An 18,946-nucleotide genomic window follows, 5' to 3' on the forward strand; every position below is an offset into this window, starting at 1 on the left:
CCGGAACCCGGAAAACCATGGGGCCCAGCTCTCCGTTCCTGAGAAGCTGCACGACCAGCACATCGGTGCTTGACTAGGGCGACGTCGGTTGGTACTCCTCCGCGCCCATCGACGGAAACGACCTCCTCGGAGGTCCCGGCGCGCTCAGCCTCATCGCTGTCCACGCCGCACGAGAGTGGTTTCCTGAGCGCTGGGACCGCCGTTTGCGGGAGTAACTCAGTGGTAGAGTGCAACCTTGCCAAGGTTGACGTCGCGGGTTCAAATCCCGTCTCCCGCTCCACGACATAGACGCTGCAACACCGGCCGCCGCTGAGCACCGCTCCGCGGCGCTCGTGGAGCGTCACTCAATGCCCTCGCCCAGCGCGAGGAGGGCGAAGCTCGCCAGCCAGTGCTCGCCCATGTAATCGCCGGCGACGTGCGGCAGGCTGGCGTCGAGGTGCCGCTCCGCCGCGTCGAGGGCGCGGGCGCGGACCGCGTCCCCTTCGGGCAGCGCCGCGGCGAGCGACCGCCAGCACCAGGCGCGGCTCAGGTTGAGCCCGTCGAGGTGGGCGATCTTGCCGTCGCTGCGATCGCTGACCGTCGCGGGCTCGAACAGGGTCGCTGGCTCGCCGCGCGCCGCCCGCGGCAGGAACCGCGCGAACCAGCCGCGGAACTCCGGTCCGGGCAGGGCCCGGCGCATGCACTCGGCCTCCATGAGGGCGGGCGAGAGGAAATCGTCCTGCGAGGGCTCCCACGCCTGGCAGTCCGCGTCGCGGCCGTACCAGACGCGCGCGGCCTCGGCACAGCGCAGCGACAGCCGCTCGTCGCGCTTCACGGCGGCGTACTCCTGCGCGAGCGCGAGCGCGAAGGCGCTGTTCGTGTGCGCGCCGGCACGGACCGGATACGTGGCCCTGGGCAGGTACTCGAGGAGCCGGCCGGCGAACGCGTCGCCGAGCGGGGCCAGCGCGGCCGACCAGCGCCGCCCCTCCTCGGTCTCGTACCGCGAGAGCTCGGCCGCCAGCATCAGCAGCCACGCCCACCCATAAGGCCTCTCGAAGCCGCGGCTCGACGGCCGCTGCAGATAGCCGAGCTCGCCGGCGACCTTCTCGCCCGTGAGCTGCGCGTCGAGCAGCCCGCGGATCGGCGCGGCGCCGGGCACACCGGGGAAGAGGCGGTGGATCCGCGCGAGGAGCCAGTGGCCGTGAACACACGAGTGCCAGTCGAAGCTGCCGTGAAAGATGGGGTGAAGGTCGCGCGGGCCCTTCACGTCCTCGGGGCCGACCATGACGTGATCGAGCTTGTTCGGATACTCCCGCGTCACGTGCCCGAGCGCGATGGCGGCGAGACGCGAGGCGATGTCCGGTGTCAGGGCGTGTGTCATGCGATGGCGACCTCAGCGCCGGAAGGCGAGCAGGTACATGAGGAGCGTGTTCCCTATCAGCAAGAGCAGCGCGGTGGGGAGCTGGACCTTGATCACGCCGTCGCGATCGGGCAAGCCGAGCAGGGCCGCTGGGACGATGTTGAAGTTCGCGGCCATGGGGGTCATCAGCGTCCCGCAGAAGCCGGACAGCATGCCGATGGCGCTCATGATCGCCGGGTCGCCGCCGAGCCGGCGCACGATCAGGGGGAGCCCCACGGCCGCCGTCATGACGGGAAACGCCGCGAAGGCGTTCCCCATGATCACCGTGAACATCGCCATGCCCACGGTATAGGCGGCCACCGCGGCGAGGCGGCCGCCGCTCGGGAGCGCGCTCCCGGCCAGCTCGCCGACCACGTCCCCCACGCCCGCGACCGCGAACACGACCCCGAGCGCGGCCAGCAGCTGGGGCAAGATCGCCGCCCATCCCACGATGTCGAGCAGGCGCCGGCCTTCCTGCAAAGGCGCGAGCGGCGGCGGGCGCAACCACGCCACGGAGACCCCGAGCGCCAGCACCACGCCGAGGGCGAGCGAGATCAGCGTCGCCTGCTTCGGGTCGAGCAAGTGCGCGCCGCGGATCTCGACCCGCTTGAGGACCAGCGCGCCCAGGAGGGCGGTCGCCGGGATGATCAGCGCCGGGACGAAGAGGAGGTCGCCGCGCCGCTCGGCGCTGGCGCGCCGCTCCTCGGGTGTCGTGGTGGCCGGGCGCCCCTGGCCCAGGCCCCTGACGCCCGCGAGGAGCACGAGCGAGATCACGAGCACCCCGTTGCCGAGATCCCCGAGGCGCGAGCCGAAGAGGAAGCTCATCGCCAGGAGACCCCAGAACAGGGTGTTCTTCCATCGCCTCGAGTTCTCGCGGTCGACCGCGCTCAGGACGGCCGACGCCGCGAAGAACAGCCCTCCCACGACGTAGACGACATCGAGCGTGATCATTCGGCCGCCTTCCCCGCGTCCGCGCGGGCGAGGTCGCGGTGGAGCCGCCGGTCGAGCAGGAGGAGCCGAGTCCCATGGATCAGGAGCGCCAGGACCGCCGTGGGGATGGCCCAGACCGACAGCTGGAGCGGCTCCACGAAGATGCCGTTCTGCTCGAGGAACGCCTTGATCAGCAGGATGGACGCGATGGCGAGGAAGATGTCCTCTCCGAAGAACAGCGCCACGTTGTCGGCCGCCGCCGCCGAGGCGCGGATCAGCCAGCGCGTCCTGTCCGGCAGCGGTCCATACCGGTTCTCCGCCACCGCCTCGGCCATGGGCGCGATCAGCGGGCGGACCATCTGCGCGTGGCCGCCGAGCGAGGTCAGGCCGAGCGCCGCGCTGAGCTGCCGCACAACGAAGTACACGAGCAGGATGCGCCCGGTCGTGGCCGTCTTCACCCGCGAGATCAGCGCGCGCGCCCGCTCCTGGAGGCCCGAGCGCTCGAGGAGGCCGATGACCGGCAGGACGAGCCAGACAAGGCTCACATAACGGTTGTCGTTGAACGCCTTGCCCAGGACGGAGATCCCGTCGACGAGGCCCATCCCCGCGGAGAGGCTGGTCACGATGGCGGCCGCCGCGACGACCAGGAGCGGATGGATCCGGGCCACGAAGCCGACGACCACGACCGCGACCCCGAGGAACGTGAGCATGCTCCTTACCCTCGTGTCCGCGGGCGACGCCGCAAGCCGGCGACGGCACAGTCCACGGCCGCTCGTGCGCGACCGAGGCCCCGGCGGCTGCCGTCGCCAATCTCAGCTTTTCAATCCATCCGGGCCGCTCCCCGCGGCCTCCTATCGCTCACCCCTCCGCGCGCCCTGCCCTCGTCATAGCCCCAGGCGCCGCAGCCGATGACCGTGCGCGTGCTCGTGGTCGACGACGAAGCGCTCGCGCGGGCGCGGCTCGTGCGCATGCTCGCCCGCGTCGAGGACATCGAGGTGATCGGAGAGGCGGCGACGGGCGCGCACGCGCTCGAGCGCACGCGCGAGCTCCAGCCCGATCTGCTTTTGCTCGACGTGGACATGCCGGGACTGGACGGGTTCGGCGTGGCGGAGGCGGTCGGCATGCCGCTCGTGGTCTTCACCACGGCGCACGCGCAGTACGCGGCGCTCGCCTTCGACGCCGATGCGGTGGACTAGGTCAGACCGTGACGGTGAGCCGTCGCTCCTTGCCAGCGCTGAAGCAGCTGCTCGGGCTGCGTTAGCGCCGCCGCTCATGTCGCACAGCGGCGGGCAGTCCGCGGCCCCTCTCCCGCCAGGGCTCTCTGCCGTGGCGGGAGGGGGTCTCGGCAGGTTCAGAACTGGAGGTCGAGGACGTACTGGACCGAGTCTCCCAGCTTGAGCCTGTCGTTCGGGTCGGGGTAGGCGTCATCTGGCTGGCCATGGTCGTGGAAGACGACGACGTACGACTCCCCCTCGGGCAGGGGATAGGTCGTCGCCCGATCCGCGCAGCGCGCCGGCACGGAGACGGTCCACCTGGGCGCCATGTCGGGCTCGTTCACGACGGGGGGGCCGTTGGGATCGACATAGGGCCCCACGCAGAGCACGGGCTGCAGGGTGCTCCCGCCAACCGTCCTGACGGAGACCGCCCTTGCCCCCGTGGTCGCCTTGCTGATGCGATAGACGTCCTTCTCGCCGCGCCCGAGGTAGCCCGTGACGCCGCTCTGCGTCAGCCAGAAGTCCGGTCCGGACTCGTACGCGGCCTGCAGGGACAGGACGTCGTCCGCGCCGACGTCGTCCGTGGGGCCCAGCGGATCCCAGGTGACGGTGTTCGTCGTCGTGCCGAGAGGCTTGTACCCCGAGAGCACGAACGCCGCCTTGCCGTACTGCGCCTGCGGCGCGATCCCCTCCGAGTAGCGCTCCCAGAGGAACTGATACGGGACGCTGCCGGAGGCATCGGGGTTGGTGGCGTCGAAGACGTACCAGGGACCGGTGTCGCTGTCCGGGGCCGAGCTGCTGTTCGACCGCTTGCCGCCGTGGTGGGGCACGGTGGGAATGTAGGCCTCCGTGAAGAAATGGTTCCCCCAGCCGCCAAGACTGCCGTCGCTGGACACGACCCGGGAGAGGACACCCGCGCTGCGGGCGATGGCCGCCAGGACCGGAGCGTAGTCGTAGCACTGGACGCCCCCAATGCCGTCCTCCCAGGTGAGCTGCGAGTTGGGCTTTCCGTACTGGAGCGACTCGGCGGGATCCAGTCCATCGCTCAGGAAGATGGATGACACATCGCCCTGGTTGGTCGCCTGGCTGTACCGGTAACGCTGCGTGACGAGGCGATACAGCCGGCGCATGGTCTCGAACTCGCTCGTGGTCCCCTGCGCTGCCGCCACGGCGTGATCCAGGAACGAGAACTTCGCCTCGTCCGTGGTCCGGCGGAACGCCGCGGTGAGCTTCGTGTGCACTTCGTACGGCGGCGACCACTCGTAGAGCACCGTGAAGTGGTCGCGGATGTTGTCCTGATCGCTGCCGTACGCGCCGTGCACGTTGACGCCGTCCTCGTCCTCGTCGTAGCCGTACGTCTCGAGCTCTGCCTTGGAGATGGCGCCGCTGTCGACGAGCGGATAGGGGTTGTGGATCGCGTAGAACACGACGTCCTGACCGATCCGGGCGCCCGAAGGGGCGAAGGCGCGCACGAAGTAGCGTCCGACGGGCGCGTTGCCCGGCACGGTGATCCGCCAGTGCTCGCGGTTCCGGCTGGAGAACGCGCCGCTCGTGAAGATCCCTCCCCTGTAGTCGCCCTCGGCGGGCAGCGACTTCGCCCAGGGGACCTCCGCGCCCGTGGCGTCCGAGATGATCCGCAGCGTCGCGTTCTGGATCCCGTTCAGGCTCGAGTCCTCGACGGCCACCGAGAACGTCGTGCCGCGGCGGACGGGCGGAGGACGGACCCCGTTCGTGACGGTGGAGCCCTGCGCGAAGGCCACGCCCTCGCTCCAGGCGTCGTAGTCGCCCGTGCGCATCGCGCCCTGGTAGAGGAACTGGACCCGGTCCCAGCTCGTCTTGGCGCCCGTCCGCGCGAAGCTCTTCTCGCTGACGCCGAACCAGAACTTGGCAGGATTGTAGCTGCTGGCGCCGAGCGAGAACTCGAGCGTGTGCTCCGCCGCGTTCAGCTGCCCCAGCGGGAAGTTGTAACGACCCTGATCGAACCCGCGGCGATAGAGCAGGTTGCCGTTCAGCTTCACGTTGTCGGCATGGGCGAACTGGCTGGGATCGGTGTTCCGGTAGGCGCCTCCCTTGAGGAACACCGGAGACGCCGAGCCATCCACGGCGACCTTGGCCTTGACCTGCACGGCGGCGCTCGGGGGGTCGACCCAGCCGATCTTCAGAGAGTTCCCGGAGACGTCGGTCGCCTTGAAGCTCAGGGTGCGGCCCGCGTTCGGGGCGACGTAGCTGAACTCGAAGCGGTACCAGCCCTGGCGTGAGCTGGAGAGCTCGTATACGCGCTGGCCGCTGCTGTTCGTCTGGTCGTGAACGCTCTGGTCCGGCTCTCCCGGGCGCGAGATGGCCTTGACGGCCTCGAACCTGTGGCTCGTGTCCACCTGCCCCGTCGACGTCTTCGCGGCGACCTCGAACCGGATCCTCTCCCCGTTCGTGTCGGGTTGATAGACGTGGACGATCTGCGTGAAGGTCCCCGAGCCGGAGAGCGTCTGCTCGACGGATTTCAGGTAGACCCTGCCAGGGGCCTCGAGGGCCCGGAGAGGCGCCAGGGTCTTCTGGAGCGCTTCGTCCGGGATGTTGGGGAAGCTCGCGAGCTCCTGAGCGGAGGTCTCGACCGGGGTCTCGAGCGCGAGCTCGTCGTCGGCGCATCCGACGACCGGGCCGAGGGCGCCGAGGAACAAAAGGGCCAGAGCGTCGCCGTGACGGGCGGCGCGCCGGGTGCGACGAGACGTGACTTGCGTCGACGAGATGCTGGTGTCGATCATGATGCCTTCCTCGGAGATGCTGGGCCCCGCGCGATCGGGCGGGCGTACGGCGTGAGATGCCCATCGCGGCAGGGCAGCTCGCCCGTGGGCGCGCGGTGCCCAGCATGGAGTAGATCCGACGGACATCTGGAGCATTGTAAATACATTTTCAAAATCGGAATCTGCATGTCCGCCATGCATCCTCTGCATGTCATCGCCGTCGCCTCGCGCGGGCGTGAGCGCCGCGGCGCTGGCGTGCGGTCCGCCGCGCTGGCGCGAGCTGCGGCGTGCGGGACCTCCTCGTCGATGCATCTGTCATGGCATCGGGGGCCCGTACGCTCCTGCCTCGGTCTCCTTGACGCGGCGGGGCGGGCGTCGGATACGCTGTCCAGGTCGTCGGATCCATGAGCACCTGGACTGTTTGGTCAAATTCGGATCGAAGTGAGGTGGCGCTCGTCCGTGGCGAACATCCACCACGCTTTGCGGATGGCACACCCCGCAAGTACCGCAACCTCCGCGCGGCCCCGCACATCGCGCTCGTGATCGGCTGGGACGATGAGATCACCGCGCAGATTGAGGGCATCGCCGACTTCCCAACCGGAACGGAGCTGGAGCGCGTGCGGGAGTGTTACTGACCTTCGGACTCAACGTGACGCTGGACGGGTGCTGCGACCATCGCGAGGGGATATCGCGGACGACGAGCTGCACGACTACTTCACGCAGCTGATGGACGCAGCCGGGGCGATGCTGTGGGGGCGCGTCACGTACGAGCTCATGGAGAGCGCCTGGCCGGCGGTGGCGCACGACGAGAACGCGCCACGCGCGATGCGGGAGTGGGCGCGCAAGCTGGAGGCCAAGCCGAAGTATGTGGTCTCGGCCTCGCGCGGCGACTTCCCGTGGAACAACACCTTCCGCGTCGAGGGGGATTTGCGTGAGGCCGTGACGCAGCTGAAGGAGAAGACCCCGCAAGGCGTGCTGCCGTACGTGGCGCCTTCCTCCACCGCGCGGCGGAGGACGTCGTAGGCGCGGACCTTCATCCCGCCGCACACGGATCGCTTCGTTCGCTTCATGCCTGACCTCCAGCGCCGTCCAAGGAGAGCTGGCCGTCAATGATTTCCGCTTGCCGACCGTGGGCTTCTTCCATGCATGTTCGCCGCTTCCCCCGAAGGGAGGATTCCATGGATGGTACGCTCGAGTCGATCTTCAACCTGCATGTCCTCACCACCGGCCGCCGGCTGTTCGCGCTCCGTCAGGTCCGCGCCATCGCCAAGGAGCAGCGCTTCACGGAGCTCGTGAAGCACTGCGACACTGCCGTCGAACACGACCTCGCCACGCGCGCGCTGGAGCGCCGCTGGGCCGGCGAGCCCGTGGCCACGGAGGCGAATCCCGCCGCCCAGCGCATCGACGTGCGCGGAAGGCCAGGGGCTCCTGCTCGAGGCGGTCGCCATCATCCTGGGCAAGCACCACGAGCGCACCCGCGAGGGGACCGCGGCCCGGCTCGCGCTGCTCGCGCCGATCCTCCAGCAGGACGAGGCCGTCGGGCACTACCTGCGCGCGCGGCGCGCGATCGCGGACGTGAACCCGGAGACCGGCGAGGACGAGCCCGCCGCGCCGACGCTGCCGCCGGCCGCGGCGCCGGGCGCGCCGGAGCAGCCGCCGAGCGCGTGACAGCCGGACCTCACCGGCGCGCCAGGTTGAAGCGGATCGAGGTGGAGGAGCCGGCGACGTGACCATCGGCGCAACGGGCCGCCGCAAGGAGCTCGCGGATCACGAAACGGGACAGCACACCCCTTCGAGGCGGCGCGGCGCGGGCGTCATATCGAGGTGTTGCCGTACATCCACGCCGCGTCGAACCAGATGTTCCGGTCGCACCCCCCCGCGGCATAGTCGTTCTCCAGCGCGACCGCGAAGGAGTGCCAGCCCGCCTCGAGCCACACCGCATCGGACGTCTGATGCGTCCAGCCGGTGCCGATCGGGCGCCGGCCGCGGGCCACGGCGTCGATGAGGAAGAGCGCGGCCGGATAGCCGCTGCAGATCGAGCCGGCCAGGCGCGCGTGGAGGACGTACGAGCCCGCGGTCCCGACGTAAAAGTACTTGTAAGGTCCGCCGTCCCAGTTGAGCTGCAGGAACGCGTCGGCATTGGCGCCCCAGCCGTACCCGACCGCGTACGGATACAAGTTAGACTGGATGGTCTCGGCCTCGATGTACCAATCCGCACGCGCGACGCTCGTGGCCGAGACGATCGCGAGCGCGCCCGCCGCCGCCGTAATCTTTGAAGTGTTCAATGCTGCTCCAGTGGTTAAGCTCGGCCCAGTGTGGAGAATGGATGATACGACGCGTCCTGCTTTGATGTCAAGCGCGCTCCGCGTCGCCTCGCTTCGTGAGGTCGCCAATGCCGCCGACGGCGGGGCGTGCCCAGAGAGGGCGGCTTCACAGGCGGTGGTCACGTAGTCGAGCACGTTGCGTCCTTGCATTCTCAGGGTGGTCACCACGGTCAGGATGCGCTCCACGAAGCGGCTGCCGTTTGGGCTGTCCGTGCCGAAGCTGGTTTTTCGCCACATCACGCCGTGACGCACGCGCTGCTCGGCGGCGTTGTTCGTCAGCTCGACCCCTTCGACGGACGCAAAAGTCCAAAGCGCAGCTCCAACAGCAGGATCTCGCTGGCTTGAGCACCACGGTCCGTGTCACACGCTCGGCCGGAGCCAGCGCGCGCGTGAACTTGGCGTGACCAGGCTGGCCACCACGCTTGCGCCCCCTCCGCTTCAGCGGAGCCGGGGGCGGCGCGCCCGGCGGATCGGACGACGGTGGGCGCGACGAGTTGCCCGAGTAACGGGCAAGCTGAGCTTCAAGTTCTTGAATCCTTCGCTCGAGGGCGGCGATCGTAGCCTGCTGGGCAGCGCCGGCCAGTTTGGGGTCGATTGTGCTACGGCTCCCGAGGCGCGCCGTCGGATCGCTGCATCGGCCGTCGGGGTCTACCCCAGCGCGCACGGCGGCGTTTCCGTGGATTTCGCGCGGCACCTGGCGGGAGCATTTCAGGGTGGTCGTCTGGCTATCGACTTGGCGAGTGGCTCGATGCCCACGGTGGTGGCCGGCGAGCAAGGCGACGCGCACTGGTACGCCGCTGTGGGTGTGTCGTTCATGCTGGGCTTTGGGGCGGGGGCGCGTGCCGCTGATCAGCCGGCAGACTAGGTGATAGGAGAAACGGACTCATGGTCACCAGCAACTCCGACCACGGCCTCAACGCTGACGCCGACCTTGTCACTTCGATCAGATCGGGCCCAGCAACCGCGTGCTACTCGGCCAAGATCCGTGAGGTGCGCGCGGTTCGACAGCTGCTCTGAGCTGCGCGGCGCTGGCATCCTGGCGTCCGAGTGATGTTTCCTAGCCCGTATCGCCGGAGGGGGATGCCCCGTCGTCGCGCGAGAGCGGCGAGCGGCTGTTGAACCGCCGCGACGTTCGCCCCGGGACCTGTTAGAGATCGCCCATGGCGAACGTCGCGATCGTGGGGCCTGGGCAATCAGGGCTGCTCCTCGGGTTCGGGCTGCTGCGAGACGGGCACCGCGTCACGCTGGTGTCCGACCGCACGAGCGAGCAGATCCTGAACGGGCGAATCCCGTCGGGCATGGGCATATTCGAGAACGCGATCGCGCGGGAGACCGAGCTCGGGCTGCGCTTCTGGGAAGACGTGATGACCCGCGGCGAAGGCGCCGAGATCGAGATCGCGGGCCCCGACGGCGCCCTCGCGCTGCGCATCGTGCATCCCGCGCCACGGCCGCACCGAGGCGTGGACCAGCGGCTCAAGAACTCGCGCTGGATGGACGAGTTCGAACGCCGCGGCGGCGAGGTGCGCGTCGCGCCGGTCGAGAGCGGCGAGGACCTCGATCGTGCTGTCGCGGGAGCGGACCTCGCGATCGTCGCCGCAGGCAAGGCGGGCATCTCGCGCCTCTTCGAGCGCGACGTGGAGAAGAGCCCGCTCGACAAGCCGCAGCGGCACATCATCGGGCTCCACCTCCGCAACTTCCGCAGCGACGTGCGCTGCGGGATCATCCACCTGGTGCCCGGCGTGGGCGAGTTCGTCGACACGCCGTTCTACAACCGTGACGGCACGCGCGGGCGCTTCCTGCTCGTCGAGGGCGTCCCGGGCGGCCCGCTCGACCGGTTTGCGCCGAACGCCACGGGGGTCGAGCTGCTTGACGCGTGCAAGCGGGTGATCCCGGCGTTGATGTGCGGGCGGATGGACGACCTCGCCGGCGCAGAGCTCATCAGCGAGCAATGCTGGCTGCGCGGCGCGCTCACGCCCGGGGTGCGCAGGCCGGTGGCGCGGCTGCCGTCGGGGCGCGCAGTGCTGGGCCTCGGCGACACGCTCATGCTCCACGACCCGCTCGCGGCGCAGGGCGGCAACAACGCGACGCTCATGGCGGACTTTTACCGGCAGCGCATCGCCGCGCGCGCGGGGGACGCGTTCGATGCAGCGTGGATGCAGCGCACGTTCGACGACTTCTGGCAGGCGTACGGCCGGTACGCGATGGGCGTGTCGAACGGGCTGTTGATGCCGCCCGCGCCGTTCCAGCAGGCGATCATGGTGGCCGCGAGCGCCGTGCCGAGCGTCGCCGCGGCGCTGATCGACGGGCTCTACGACCCCGTCACGATGTTCCCGTGGTTCGTCGACGCGGGCGCGGCGGCGGAGTTTCTGCGCGAGCGGGTGTCCGACGCGGCGCTCCTCGCGGAGATCGAGAAGATCGCCGCCGCAGGCTAGGTGCGCGACCGATCCTGGCGGCGTCACACGATCTCGCCGGCCGAACCGCTCAATAGTAGTGTCGCGCATAGCGCGTCGCTTCGCCGCGGCTGCTGCGCCGCGGCCCGCGGCTGAGCAGCCAGCTGCCCAGATGTGATGCAGCAGGATTCCGTCGAACAGCGCGCCCATGCCACAACCGAGCAGCACGGCCGAGCTCACCACGACGGCTCGTCACCGTCATCACTCCGACTCCTGATCCGGCGCGGAGCGGAAGCGCCGCCCCAACCACAGACTCACCAGCGCCACCAGCGTGAAGGGCAGCAGGAGCGGCGGCACGTAGTCGGGTGCTTCCGCCCAGAAATCCGCCCTGACCTCGCGTGGCCAGACGCAGTCCGGGCACGTGAGGCGGCCGTGCGCCGCTTCCAGGCTCAAGCGCCCGGCACCTGCTCGGCGATGTTGCTGCCCAGCTCGTCGCCCCGCGCCTTGGTGGTGGCGAAGAGCCGATCGCGATACTGCCCCACCAGCCGATTCTCACTCTCCGTGGCGGGCATGCTGAGCCCAGTACGCGCCGTCGCGCGCCGCGTGGGCGGATAGGACAAGCAAACGCGTTCCGCAAAGTCAAGATTCTCGGAGCCGTTCCTGACTCGTGCAGTCCGACGGTACGAGCTCATTGACAGAACGGGCCTTGCGATCAGGCAGGTCTTCCATGCCTGAGCTCCTCGCTCCGACACTGCCGACGGCGCCGCCTCGCCTCGCTCGTCTCCTCTGCGCGACGGCTTCTCCATGCCTCTCGCCGGCCCCTTCGGCGCCTGCCTCGTCGGCATGGGCGTGTTCGTCGTCTTCTTGTCATCGCTGCCCGCGCTATCAGCTCCGGCGCGCTGCTCGCCCTTACACGCCTTCCCCGTCGCCTTCGGCACCACGAGGTTGGCTCGCGGCCGCCTCACGAGAAGGGGCCCGCCGCGGCCGCTCCCGTCACAGCCCCAGGCGCCGCAGCGGGAGCTCCCGGGCGCGCGTCTTCGTCAAGGCGAAGACCGCGTTCGCGATCGCGGGCGCCACCGGCGGCACCCCGGGCTCCCCGACCCCCCCGGGCGGGGCGTCGCTCTTCACGATCTCCACGTGGATCCGCGCCGGCACCTCCGGGCTCCGCACCACCGGGTAGTCGCGGAAGTTCGTCTGCTCGACCGCGCCGCCCTTCATCGTGATGGCGCCGTGGAGCGCGATGCTCATCCCGAAGACCACCGCGCCTTCCATCTGCGCGCGCACGCGGTCCAGGTTGATGACCGTGCCGGGGTCCGCGACGAGCCACACCTCGTCGACCTTCACCTTGCCGAGCGCGTCCTTCGAGACCGCGGCGACGACCGCCACGTACGTGAGGAAGCTCCGGTGCGCGGCGAGGCCCAGCGCGCGGCCCGCCTTGCGCGCGGCGTCCCACCCCGAGATCTCCGTCACCCGCTCGATGACGTGCCGGAGGCGGCCCACGTCGACCGGGTGCTGCTCGATCGAGGCCCCGTAGTTCGGGACCTTGTCGACGCCCAGCTCGGCGGGCGTCGCCTTCCGGGCAGGGCCGAGCACCTCGAGCAGCACCTCGCGCGGATCCGCCTGCCGCGCGTGCGCGATCTCGTCGATGAAGCTCTGCACCGCGAAGGCGTGGAAGATGTTGCAGACCGACCGGAGCCACCCGATCCGGACGTGCGCCGGCGCGTCGCACGCCTCGGCGCGGACGTTCGGGGCCGCGAGCGCGAGATCGAGCACGCCGAGGCCGAGCTCGTTCTCGCTCGGGGTCTTCACCTTCGCGTCGAACGTCGACGGGATCGGCGGGAACGCCGTCCGGTGCAGCCACGCCGTCACCTTGCCGCCCGCGTCGAGCCCCGCCGTGAGGTGCTGCGCGCTGACGCTGTGGAAGTAGCCGCTCTGCACGTCGTCCTCGCGGGTCCACTGCACGCGCACCGGCGCGCCCAGCTCGCGCGCGAGCAGCGCCGCCTCGGCCACGTAGTCGGGCTTGGACTTCCGGCCGAAGCCGCCGCCGAGGAACGTCACGTGCACGGTGACCTTGCCCTCGTCGACGCCGAGCGCCCGCGCCACCTCGGTCCGCGCCGCCTGCGGGTTCTGCGTCGGCGCCCACACCTCGCAGCCGCCCGCGTCGACCTTCGCCACCGCCGAGGGCGGCTCCATGGCCACATGCGCGAGGTGAGGCACGTAGTACTCGGCCTCGACCGTGCGCGCCGCCGCCTTGAGCGCCCCGTCGACATCGCCGACCTTCCGCACGACCTTGCCCGGCGCGCGCACCGCGCGCGAGAGCGCCTCGCGGTAGCTCGCCGAGTCGTACGACGCGTTCTCGCCGTGATCCCATGTGATCTGCAGCGCCGCGCGGCCGCGCATCGCGGCCCACGTCGTGTCCGCCACGACCGCCACGCCCCCGAGCGGCTGGAACCCCACCCCGACGCCCTTCGGCGCCGGCAGCTCCACGAGCTTCTTCACGCCCGGGACCGCCAGCGCGCGCGTCCCGTCGTACCGCACGACCCTGCCCCCCACGACCGGCGGGTGCGCGATGACCGCGGTGAGCATGCCGGGCAGGCGCACGTCCGCGCCGAACTGGGCCGCGCCCGTGACGATGGCCGGGCCTTCGAGCAGCGGGAGCAGGCCGCCGACGCGCTTGAGCTCCGAGGCGGGGCGGAGCGCGACCGTCTCCGCGTCGGGCACCGGGAGCTTCGCCGCGTCGGCCACGAGCTCGCGGAAGTCCAGCGAGCGCTTCGACTTCACGTGGTGGACCGCGTGCTGCTGGGCGACGCACTCCGCGGCGGGGACGCGCCACTTCCTGGCCGCGGCCGCGACGAGCATCGCGCGCGCTGTCGCGCCCACGCGCCGCATCGGCTCGTAGCCGCCGCGCACGCTGCGCGAGCCGTCGGTGTTCTGATCGCCGTAGACCTTGTCGCCGTCGGCTTGCACGATCTTGACCCGCGCCATGTCCGCGCCGAGCTCGTCGGCGACGAGGACCGGCAGCGAGCTGCGGATCCCCTGCCCCATCTCGGACCGGTGGGAGACGATCGACACCGTCCCGTCGGGCGCGATGTGAAGGAACACCCCGGTCCGGAGCCCGGGCTCCGCCTTGGGGACGCTGGGCGTAGGCTGCGCGGGCGGCGCGGCCTCGGCGACCCCGAGCGCGAGCCCGCCCACCGCGAGCCCGAGCCCCGCGAGGAAGGAGCGGCGGAGGAGGACGACGCGTTGCTGTTCCATCTTCACTCCGTGGGAAGGCCGGCGGCCTTGCGGACCGCCGCGCGGATGCGCGTGTACGTGCCGCACCGGCAGATGTTGCCGGCGAGCGACCTGTCGATGTCGTCGTTCGAGGGCCGCGGGTTCTTCCGCAGGAGCGCGGCCGCGCTCATGATCTGCCCCGCCTGGCAGAAGCCGCACTGCGGGACGCCGAGCTCCACCCACGCGCGCTGCAGCGGGTGATCGCCGGTGGGGCTGAGCCCCTCGATCGTCGTCACCGAGCCGCCCGCGGCGCGCTTTACCGGCGTCACGCAGGCGCGCACCGTCTCGCCGTCGAGGTGCACGACGCACGCCCCGCAGAGCGCCTGGCCGCAGCCGTACTTCGTCCCCGTGAGGCCGAGCACGTCGCGCAGCACCCAGAGGAGCGGCATGTCCGGATCCACGTCGAGCTTCTGCTCCGCGCCGTTCACCTTCAGGATGATCATGGTCGGGACTCCTCGGGCGGGCACGCCGCGCCCGCCTTCACCCACGCGTCGACGAGCGCGCCGAAGGCGGCCTGCGAGCCGGGCGCCTTCGTTCGGCCGTGGCCGGGCGCCCACCCCCACGCCACGAGCTCGTCGCGGTTGGAGTGCTCGACGATCTGCGCGAGCGTCTTCTTGCCGTTGCGCGCCGGATCCTTGATCTGAGCGCAGATCGCCGCCGGCGACCGCCCGAGCCACGCCATCTCCGCCGGCGCGAGGTGCCAGCCCGGCGCCCCGGGGACGCGGGCGAGCTCGAGGTTCTGCGGCTGATGGCACGACGTGCACTCCATCGCCGCCACCCCGCGATCGTTCGGACCGCGCTCGGCCGGCGGGCTGTGGCGCTCCCCGGCGTCGCCCTGGCGCGGGACGCCATCGTGAGGGTGGCAGTTCACGCAGCGCGGGTGGAGCAGCACCTTGCTCGCCTCCAGGAAGAGCGAGGCCGCGCGCGCGTCGTCGTCCCGGATCGCCGCGAACGCCTCCGGACTGCGGAGCTCGCCCGGAGCGACGGGCGGAAGAACGACCGGCCTGGGCGCCTCCGCGGGACGCGAGTCGCACGCCGCGGCGAGGAGGCCGACGCCAGCCAGCAGGGACCAGAGGAGGAGAGGCTGCATCGCCCGGCCTACCCTGGTGACTCGGCGCACGGACGACAAGCCCCGATTCGACCTGCGCCCTCGGGGCGTCCCCCGTCGCGTCCCCCGACAGCGAAGCCCGCGTTACGTCACGGTTTCCGGCGACAGGGCGGCGCGTGGAGCGCGCGATGACGGCGGCCGTGAAACATCCGTGAGCCGGTGTCGACAGCGCGCGCAGCGCAGCCGCTGCCGCGCCTGTAGCGAACTGTCACGAGGGCGCCACGCAGCGCGGCTCCACGCCACGACGGCACACCCCGACGCCGGCGCATGTCCTCGCAACCCCTCCGCCGGAGCGATGGCTCGCGGCGTGCAAGCCAGCTCCGGCATGAGCAAGACGCTAGGAATAGGCGAGGCCACCCAGCCATCGCCCTGCCTGATCGCCCCAGCTGAGGCAGGCTGCCACACCGCGTCGAGCTCGGAGCGCGGGCCGATGCCCGGAATGCACGTGGGCTCCCAGCTCCGGCTCATCCGCGCGCTCGGCCAGGGGGGAATGGGGAGCGTCTGGCTCGCCGAGCACGTCGCGCTCAGGACCCATGTCGCGGTGAAGTTCCTTCGCGACATGTACATGGACCACCCGCTGGCCGTCGTGCGCCTCCACCGGGAAGCCGAGGCCGCGGCCCGCATCCAGAGCCCGCACGTGGTGCGCGTGTTCGATGTGAGCTTCACCGACCAGGGGGTCCCCTACATCGTGATGGAGCACCTGGAGGGGCAGACGCTGCAAGATCTGGTGGAGCGCCGCCGGCGGCTCTCGCTCGAGGAGACCGTCTCCATCCTCCGCCAGCTCTGCGCCGCGCTGGCCAGGGCGCACGAGGCGGGGATCGTTCACCGCGACATCAAGCCCGAGAACATCTTCCTCGTGGAGGGCGAGGGGGAGCCCTTCGTGAAGGTGCTCGACTTCGGCATCGCCAAGAACACCCTCGACGAGGCCGAGCGGCTCACCGTCACGGGCGCCATCCTGGGGACGCCGCACTTCATGTCGCCCGAGCAGATGGCGGGCGGCGCGCGGGTCGGATCGCACAGCGATCTCTGGGCCCTCGGCGTCGTGGCCTACTTCTGCTTGACCGGGCAGATCCCCTTCGGCGGCGCCACGGTCGCCGCGGTGGCCGTGGCGATCGACCGCGGGCCGCCCCCGCCGCCGTCCCGGCTCGCCCCGGATGTGCCGCCCGCGATCGACGCCTGGGTCCTCTCGCTGCTCGAGCCCGACCCGGCGCGCCGCGCCCGGAGCGCCCGCGCCGTCCTCGAGGCGCTGGACGCCGCCCTCGCCGCTCCGCGCGCCGCGCGGCCCGCTCAGACCGAGCTCATGCCCCCGCGCGAGGCCCTCGGCTCGGGCGAAGGCTTCTCGTCTCTCGTGACCACGCTCATGCCGTTCGGCACGCTGGGCGCGAGCTCGCCCCGGCAGCGGGCGCGGGCGCGCACCTGGGCCCTGGCGGCGGGCGCCGTGATGGGCCTCAGCACCCTGGCGTGGGCGGGGGCCTCCGGCGTCACCCGGACCGCGCCGGCAGCGCAGACCGCGTCGCTCGCGATGGTTGCCGGCGGCGCGCCCGGGCGCGCCGCCCCCGCCGCCGTCGAGCCCGCGGCCCAGTGCGAGACGAGGAGCCCGCTGCCCGAGGCGCGGGCCGCGGCCACGGCGCCGCAGGTCGAGGCGCGAGCGGCGGCCACGGCGCAGGACGACGCCAGGCCGCACCAGGCCGAGGCACGGGCTGCGGCCACGACGCAGCCTGCGGCCACGGCGCAGCCTGCGACCCGGGCGACCGCCGACGCCAGGGTGACGGCCGTGTCTGGCGCCCCGAGCGCCCTGCCGGCGGCGCTCGCCGCACCGTCCTCGACGCCGGTCAAGACGGTCGCGACGCGCACGCGCTGGCGCCGCGATCTCGGCTTCTGACAGGAGAGGAGACCCATGCGCCCCCGGCCCAGCACGCTGATGGTGATCACCAGCCTGATCCTCGCGGCGCCGCCGGCGCTCGCCGGCGACGCGGCGGACACCGCCGCCGGCGCCGCCGACGAGAAGGCGCGGCGTGACGCCCGGGAGCTCGTGTACCAGGGCGACGAGCTCTTCATCCTGAGGAGGTACGCGGAGGCGCTCCGCGCCTACCAGCGCGCCGAGCAGCTCGTCCGCGTGCCCTCGACGTCCATCGAGGTGGCGAAGGCGCTCGCCGCGATCGGCCGGCTCAGCGAGGCGCGCGAGCTCGCGTCCACGATCGCCTCGTCGCGCGCGCTCCCCGGGGAGCCCTGGCCGTTCATGCAGGCTCGGCGCCGCGCCGACGCCCTGCGCGACGAGCTCGACGACCGCATCCCTCGGCTCAAGGTGCGGCTCGTGCCGAGCCCCGCCGGGGCCAAGCTCCGGATCGATGGCCAGGAGGTGAAGGCCTCCTCGGAGGGGGCCCTGATCGATCCCGGCAACCACTGGGTCGAGGTCGAGGCCGACGGCTACGTCGGCGCCCGGCAGCGGGTCTACGTCCCGGAGCGGGAGATCACGGCGCTCGACGTCGCCCTCACCCCGGAGCCCCGCCCGGACGGCGTCTCGCCGTGGGCCATCGGCGGGTTCGTGGCCTCGGGCGCCGGGCTGGCGGTGGGGCTCGGCGTGGGCGCGGCCTACCTGAGCGCGAGGAGCGACCTCGCAGAGGCGTGCCGGCAGGGCGCCTCGGGCTGCTCCGAAGATGCGCGAGGCGACGCGAACGCCCTGGGTTGGGTCTCGAACGTGGGGTTCGGCCTTGCCATCGCCGGCGCGGCCGTCGGCGGCATCAGCCTCGGCCTGGAGCGCTCGAAGACCCCGGCCCCGAGCGTCACCTGGGCGGTCGGTCCGGGCTACATCAGCATGCGGGGGACGCTGTGAGGGCGCGTCGCGCTGCCGCCTGCGCGTTCGCCGCGTGGCTCGCCGGGTGTCAGGTCGTCGCCCCGCTGCCCGACGCCGAGGACGGCGACACCTCGGCTGAGGGCGACGGCATCGACAGCGGCGCCGCCGCGGGCGACGCCGGCGACGGGAGCCCGGAGAGCTGGGTTCCACCGACGCAGGAGGCTGGCCCGTGCGAGATCGCCGCGTGCTCGGCGCACTGCGCCCGGTCGATGGATCTCTGCGAGCTCACGCCGCAGTACCCGTCGGTCGAGGCGTGCTGCACCGTCTGCGAGGCGATGCCGTCGCCCGAGGGGTATGCCGGGTGCCGCGCGGCGGAGACCGGCGATCCCGCCGGCTGCACCGCGGCCGGGCCGCTCGGCCCGGAGGGCGACGCCGAGTGCGTCGGGCGGTGCGAGGCGATGTGCACGCTCTACGCGGCCATATGCCCGCTCGAGCTCGCGGACATCGCGGCCTGCGAGGCCCGCTGCGCGGCCTTGCCGGCGCCGGAGGTGTTCAACGCGTGCGGCCCGCTCACGGTCGAGGGCTCGCTCGGGTGCAGCACACAGCAGATCTACGCAGCGCTCGGCGCGGTCGACAAGAAGGCGCGCGACAAGGTGTGCCGCGACATCCTGGAAGGCCGCTGCCCTCCCCCGGCGTGCGCGGCCGGCGACTAGCTCGATCCCGCCTCGCGAACGGCACCGCAAGGGGGAGTCTGCCTGCTCTCCGCGGGTGCGTTCGCCTGAGCAGCCGATCCTTGG

15 protein-coding genes, 1 tRNA gene and 3 pseudogenes are annotated in these 18,946 nt (G+C 71.5%); 9 read left to right on the forward strand and 10 right to left on the reverse strand.

Annotated elements, in window-relative coordinates:
* Positions 1–205 precede the first annotated feature (205 nt).
* Positions 206–280, forward strand: a tRNA-Gly gene (locus WME97_RS33555).
* A 60-nt stretch (positions 281–340) separates the two neighbouring features.
* Here the strand turns inward: WME97_RS33555 and WME97_RS33560 are convergent.
* The 3 genes from WME97_RS33560 to WME97_RS33570 are packed head-to-tail and all read right to left on the reverse strand — an operon-like array spanning position 341 to position 3,018.
* Positions 341–1,360 (reverse strand): DUF2891 domain-containing protein, encoded by a 1,020-nt coding sequence (locus WME97_RS33560; RefSeq protein WP_437543593.1) that lies wholly within the window; start codon positions 1,358–1,360, stop codon positions 341–343.
* 12 nt (positions 1,361–1,372) lie between these two features.
* Positions 1,373–2,329 carry a DUF979 domain-containing protein gene (locus WME97_RS33565; protein WP_437543596.1) on the reverse strand — a complete coding sequence of 319 codons (957 nt, stop codon included), beginning with the start codon at positions 2,327–2,329 and terminating at the stop codon, positions 1,373–1,375.
* Positions 2,326–3,018, reverse strand: coding sequence for a DUF969 domain-containing protein (locus WME97_RS33570; RefSeq protein ID WP_437543597.1), 693 nt, complete (start codon positions 3,016–3,018; stop codon positions 2,326–2,328). The genes WME97_RS33565 and WME97_RS33570 overlap by 4 nt, the downstream gene beginning before the upstream one ends.
* A 198-nt stretch (positions 3,019–3,216) precedes the next feature.
* Here WME97_RS33570 and WME97_RS33575 point away from each other — a divergent pair, with 198 nt between their 5' ends.
* Positions 3,217–3,504, forward strand: coding sequence for a LytR/AlgR family response regulator transcription factor (locus WME97_RS33575; protein WP_437543599.1), 288 nt, complete (start codon positions 3,217–3,219; stop codon positions 3,502–3,504).
* A gap of 155 nt (positions 3,505–3,659) precedes the next feature.
* On the opposite strand, the gene WME97_RS33580 is transcribed toward WME97_RS33575, so the two are convergent.
* Positions 3,660–6,281, reverse strand: coding sequence for a transglutaminase-like domain-containing protein (locus WME97_RS33580; RefSeq protein WP_437543601.1), 2,622 nt, complete (start codon positions 6,279–6,281; stop codon positions 3,660–3,662).
* A gap of 383 nt (positions 6,282–6,664) precedes the next feature.
* Between WME97_RS33580 and WME97_RS33585 the strand changes: the two genes are divergently transcribed.
* Positions 6,665–6,895, forward strand: a complete 231-nt coding sequence (locus WME97_RS33585; protein ID WP_437543603.1) for a hypothetical protein — start codon at positions 6,665–6,667, stop codon at positions 6,893–6,895.
* Positions 6,886–7,238 (forward strand): annotated as a pseudogene (locus tag WME97_RS33590) (dihydrofolate reductase family protein); the annotation flags it as partial. The gene WME97_RS33585 and the pseudogene WME97_RS33590, both read left to right, overlap by 10 nt.
* A 1,453-nt stretch (positions 7,239–8,691) precedes the next feature.
* Here the strand turns inward: WME97_RS33590 and WME97_RS33595 are convergent.
* Positions 8,692–8,928, reverse strand: a pseudogene (locus tag WME97_RS33595) (hypothetical protein); the annotation flags it as partial.
* A 107-nt stretch (positions 8,929–9,035) separates the two neighbouring features.
* Positions 9,036–9,179: pseudogene (locus WME97_RS33600) on the reverse strand (DUF6444 domain-containing protein); the annotation flags it as partial.
* On the opposite strand from WME97_RS33600, the gene WME97_RS33605 reads away from it, so the two are divergent.
* The gene (locus tag WME97_RS33605) at positions 9,114–9,449 is read left to right on the forward strand and encodes a hypothetical protein (protein WP_437555692.1); all 336 of its coding nucleotides are present in this window, start codon (positions 9,114–9,116) and stop codon (positions 9,447–9,449) included. The pseudogene WME97_RS33600 and the gene WME97_RS33605 overlap by 66 nt on opposite strands.
* A gap of 295 nt (positions 9,450–9,744) precedes the next feature.
* Entirely contained in the window at positions 9,745–11,016 is a 1,272-nt protein-coding gene (locus WME97_RS33610) for a styrene monooxygenase/indole monooxygenase family protein (RefSeq protein ID WP_437543605.1), read from the forward strand.
* Between the two features lie 219 nt (positions 11,017–11,235).
* Here WME97_RS33610 and WME97_RS33615 read toward each other — a convergent pair whose 3' ends face one another.
* The 4 genes from WME97_RS33615 to WME97_RS33630 form a co-directional block, all read right to left on the reverse strand.
* Complete coding sequence (locus WME97_RS33615; protein ID WP_437543607.1) at positions 11,236–11,427, reverse strand: hypothetical protein; 192 nt, start codon at positions 11,425–11,427, stop codon at positions 11,236–11,238.
* Positions 11,428–11,967: 540 nt separating this feature from the next.
* Positions 11,968–14,229, reverse strand: a complete 2,262-nt coding sequence (locus tag WME97_RS33620) for a molybdopterin cofactor-binding domain-containing protein (RefSeq protein ID WP_437543610.1) — start codon at positions 14,227–14,229, stop codon at positions 11,968–11,970.
* Between the two features lie 2 nt (positions 14,230–14,231).
* Positions 14,232–14,690, reverse strand: coding sequence for a (2Fe-2S)-binding protein (locus WME97_RS33625; RefSeq protein ID WP_437294175.1), 459 nt, complete (start codon positions 14,688–14,690; stop codon positions 14,232–14,234).
* Positions 14,687–15,337: an Isoquinoline 1-oxidoreductase subunit gene (locus WME97_RS33630; protein WP_437543611.1), complete on the reverse strand. Its 651-nt coding sequence runs from the start codon at positions 15,335–15,337 to the stop codon at positions 14,687–14,689. Before WME97_RS33630 ends, WME97_RS33625 begins: the two co-directional genes overlap by 4 nt.
* 448 nt (positions 15,338–15,785) lie before the next feature.
* Here WME97_RS33630 and WME97_RS33635 point away from each other — a divergent pair, with 448 nt between their 5' ends.
* From WME97_RS33635 to WME97_RS33645, 3 genes are read left to right on the forward strand one after another with little or no spacing between them, the layout of a single operon-like run.
* Positions 15,786–17,237, forward strand: coding sequence for a serine/threonine-protein kinase (locus WME97_RS33635; protein WP_437543613.1), 1,452 nt, complete (start codon positions 15,786–15,788; stop codon positions 17,235–17,237).
* A 15-nt stretch (positions 17,238–17,252) separates the two neighbouring features.
* Positions 17,253–18,188: a PEGA domain-containing protein gene (locus WME97_RS33640; protein ID WP_437543615.1), complete on the forward strand. Its 936-nt coding sequence runs from the start codon at positions 17,253–17,255 to the stop codon at positions 18,186–18,188.
* Positions 18,185–18,862 carry a hypothetical protein gene (locus WME97_RS33645; RefSeq protein ID WP_437543618.1) on the forward strand — a complete coding sequence of 226 codons (678 nt, stop codon included), beginning with the start codon at positions 18,185–18,187 and terminating at the stop codon, positions 18,860–18,862. Before WME97_RS33640 ends, WME97_RS33645 begins: the two co-directional genes overlap by 4 nt.
* The last annotated feature ends 84 nt before the right edge of the window (positions 18,863–18,946 follow it).

The organism is Sorangium sp. So ce367, assembly GCF_051520455.1.
In the GTDB taxonomy this organism is placed as follows: domain Bacteria; phylum Myxococcota_A; class Polyangia; order Polyangiales; family Polyangiaceae; genus Sorangium; species Sorangium cellulosum_B.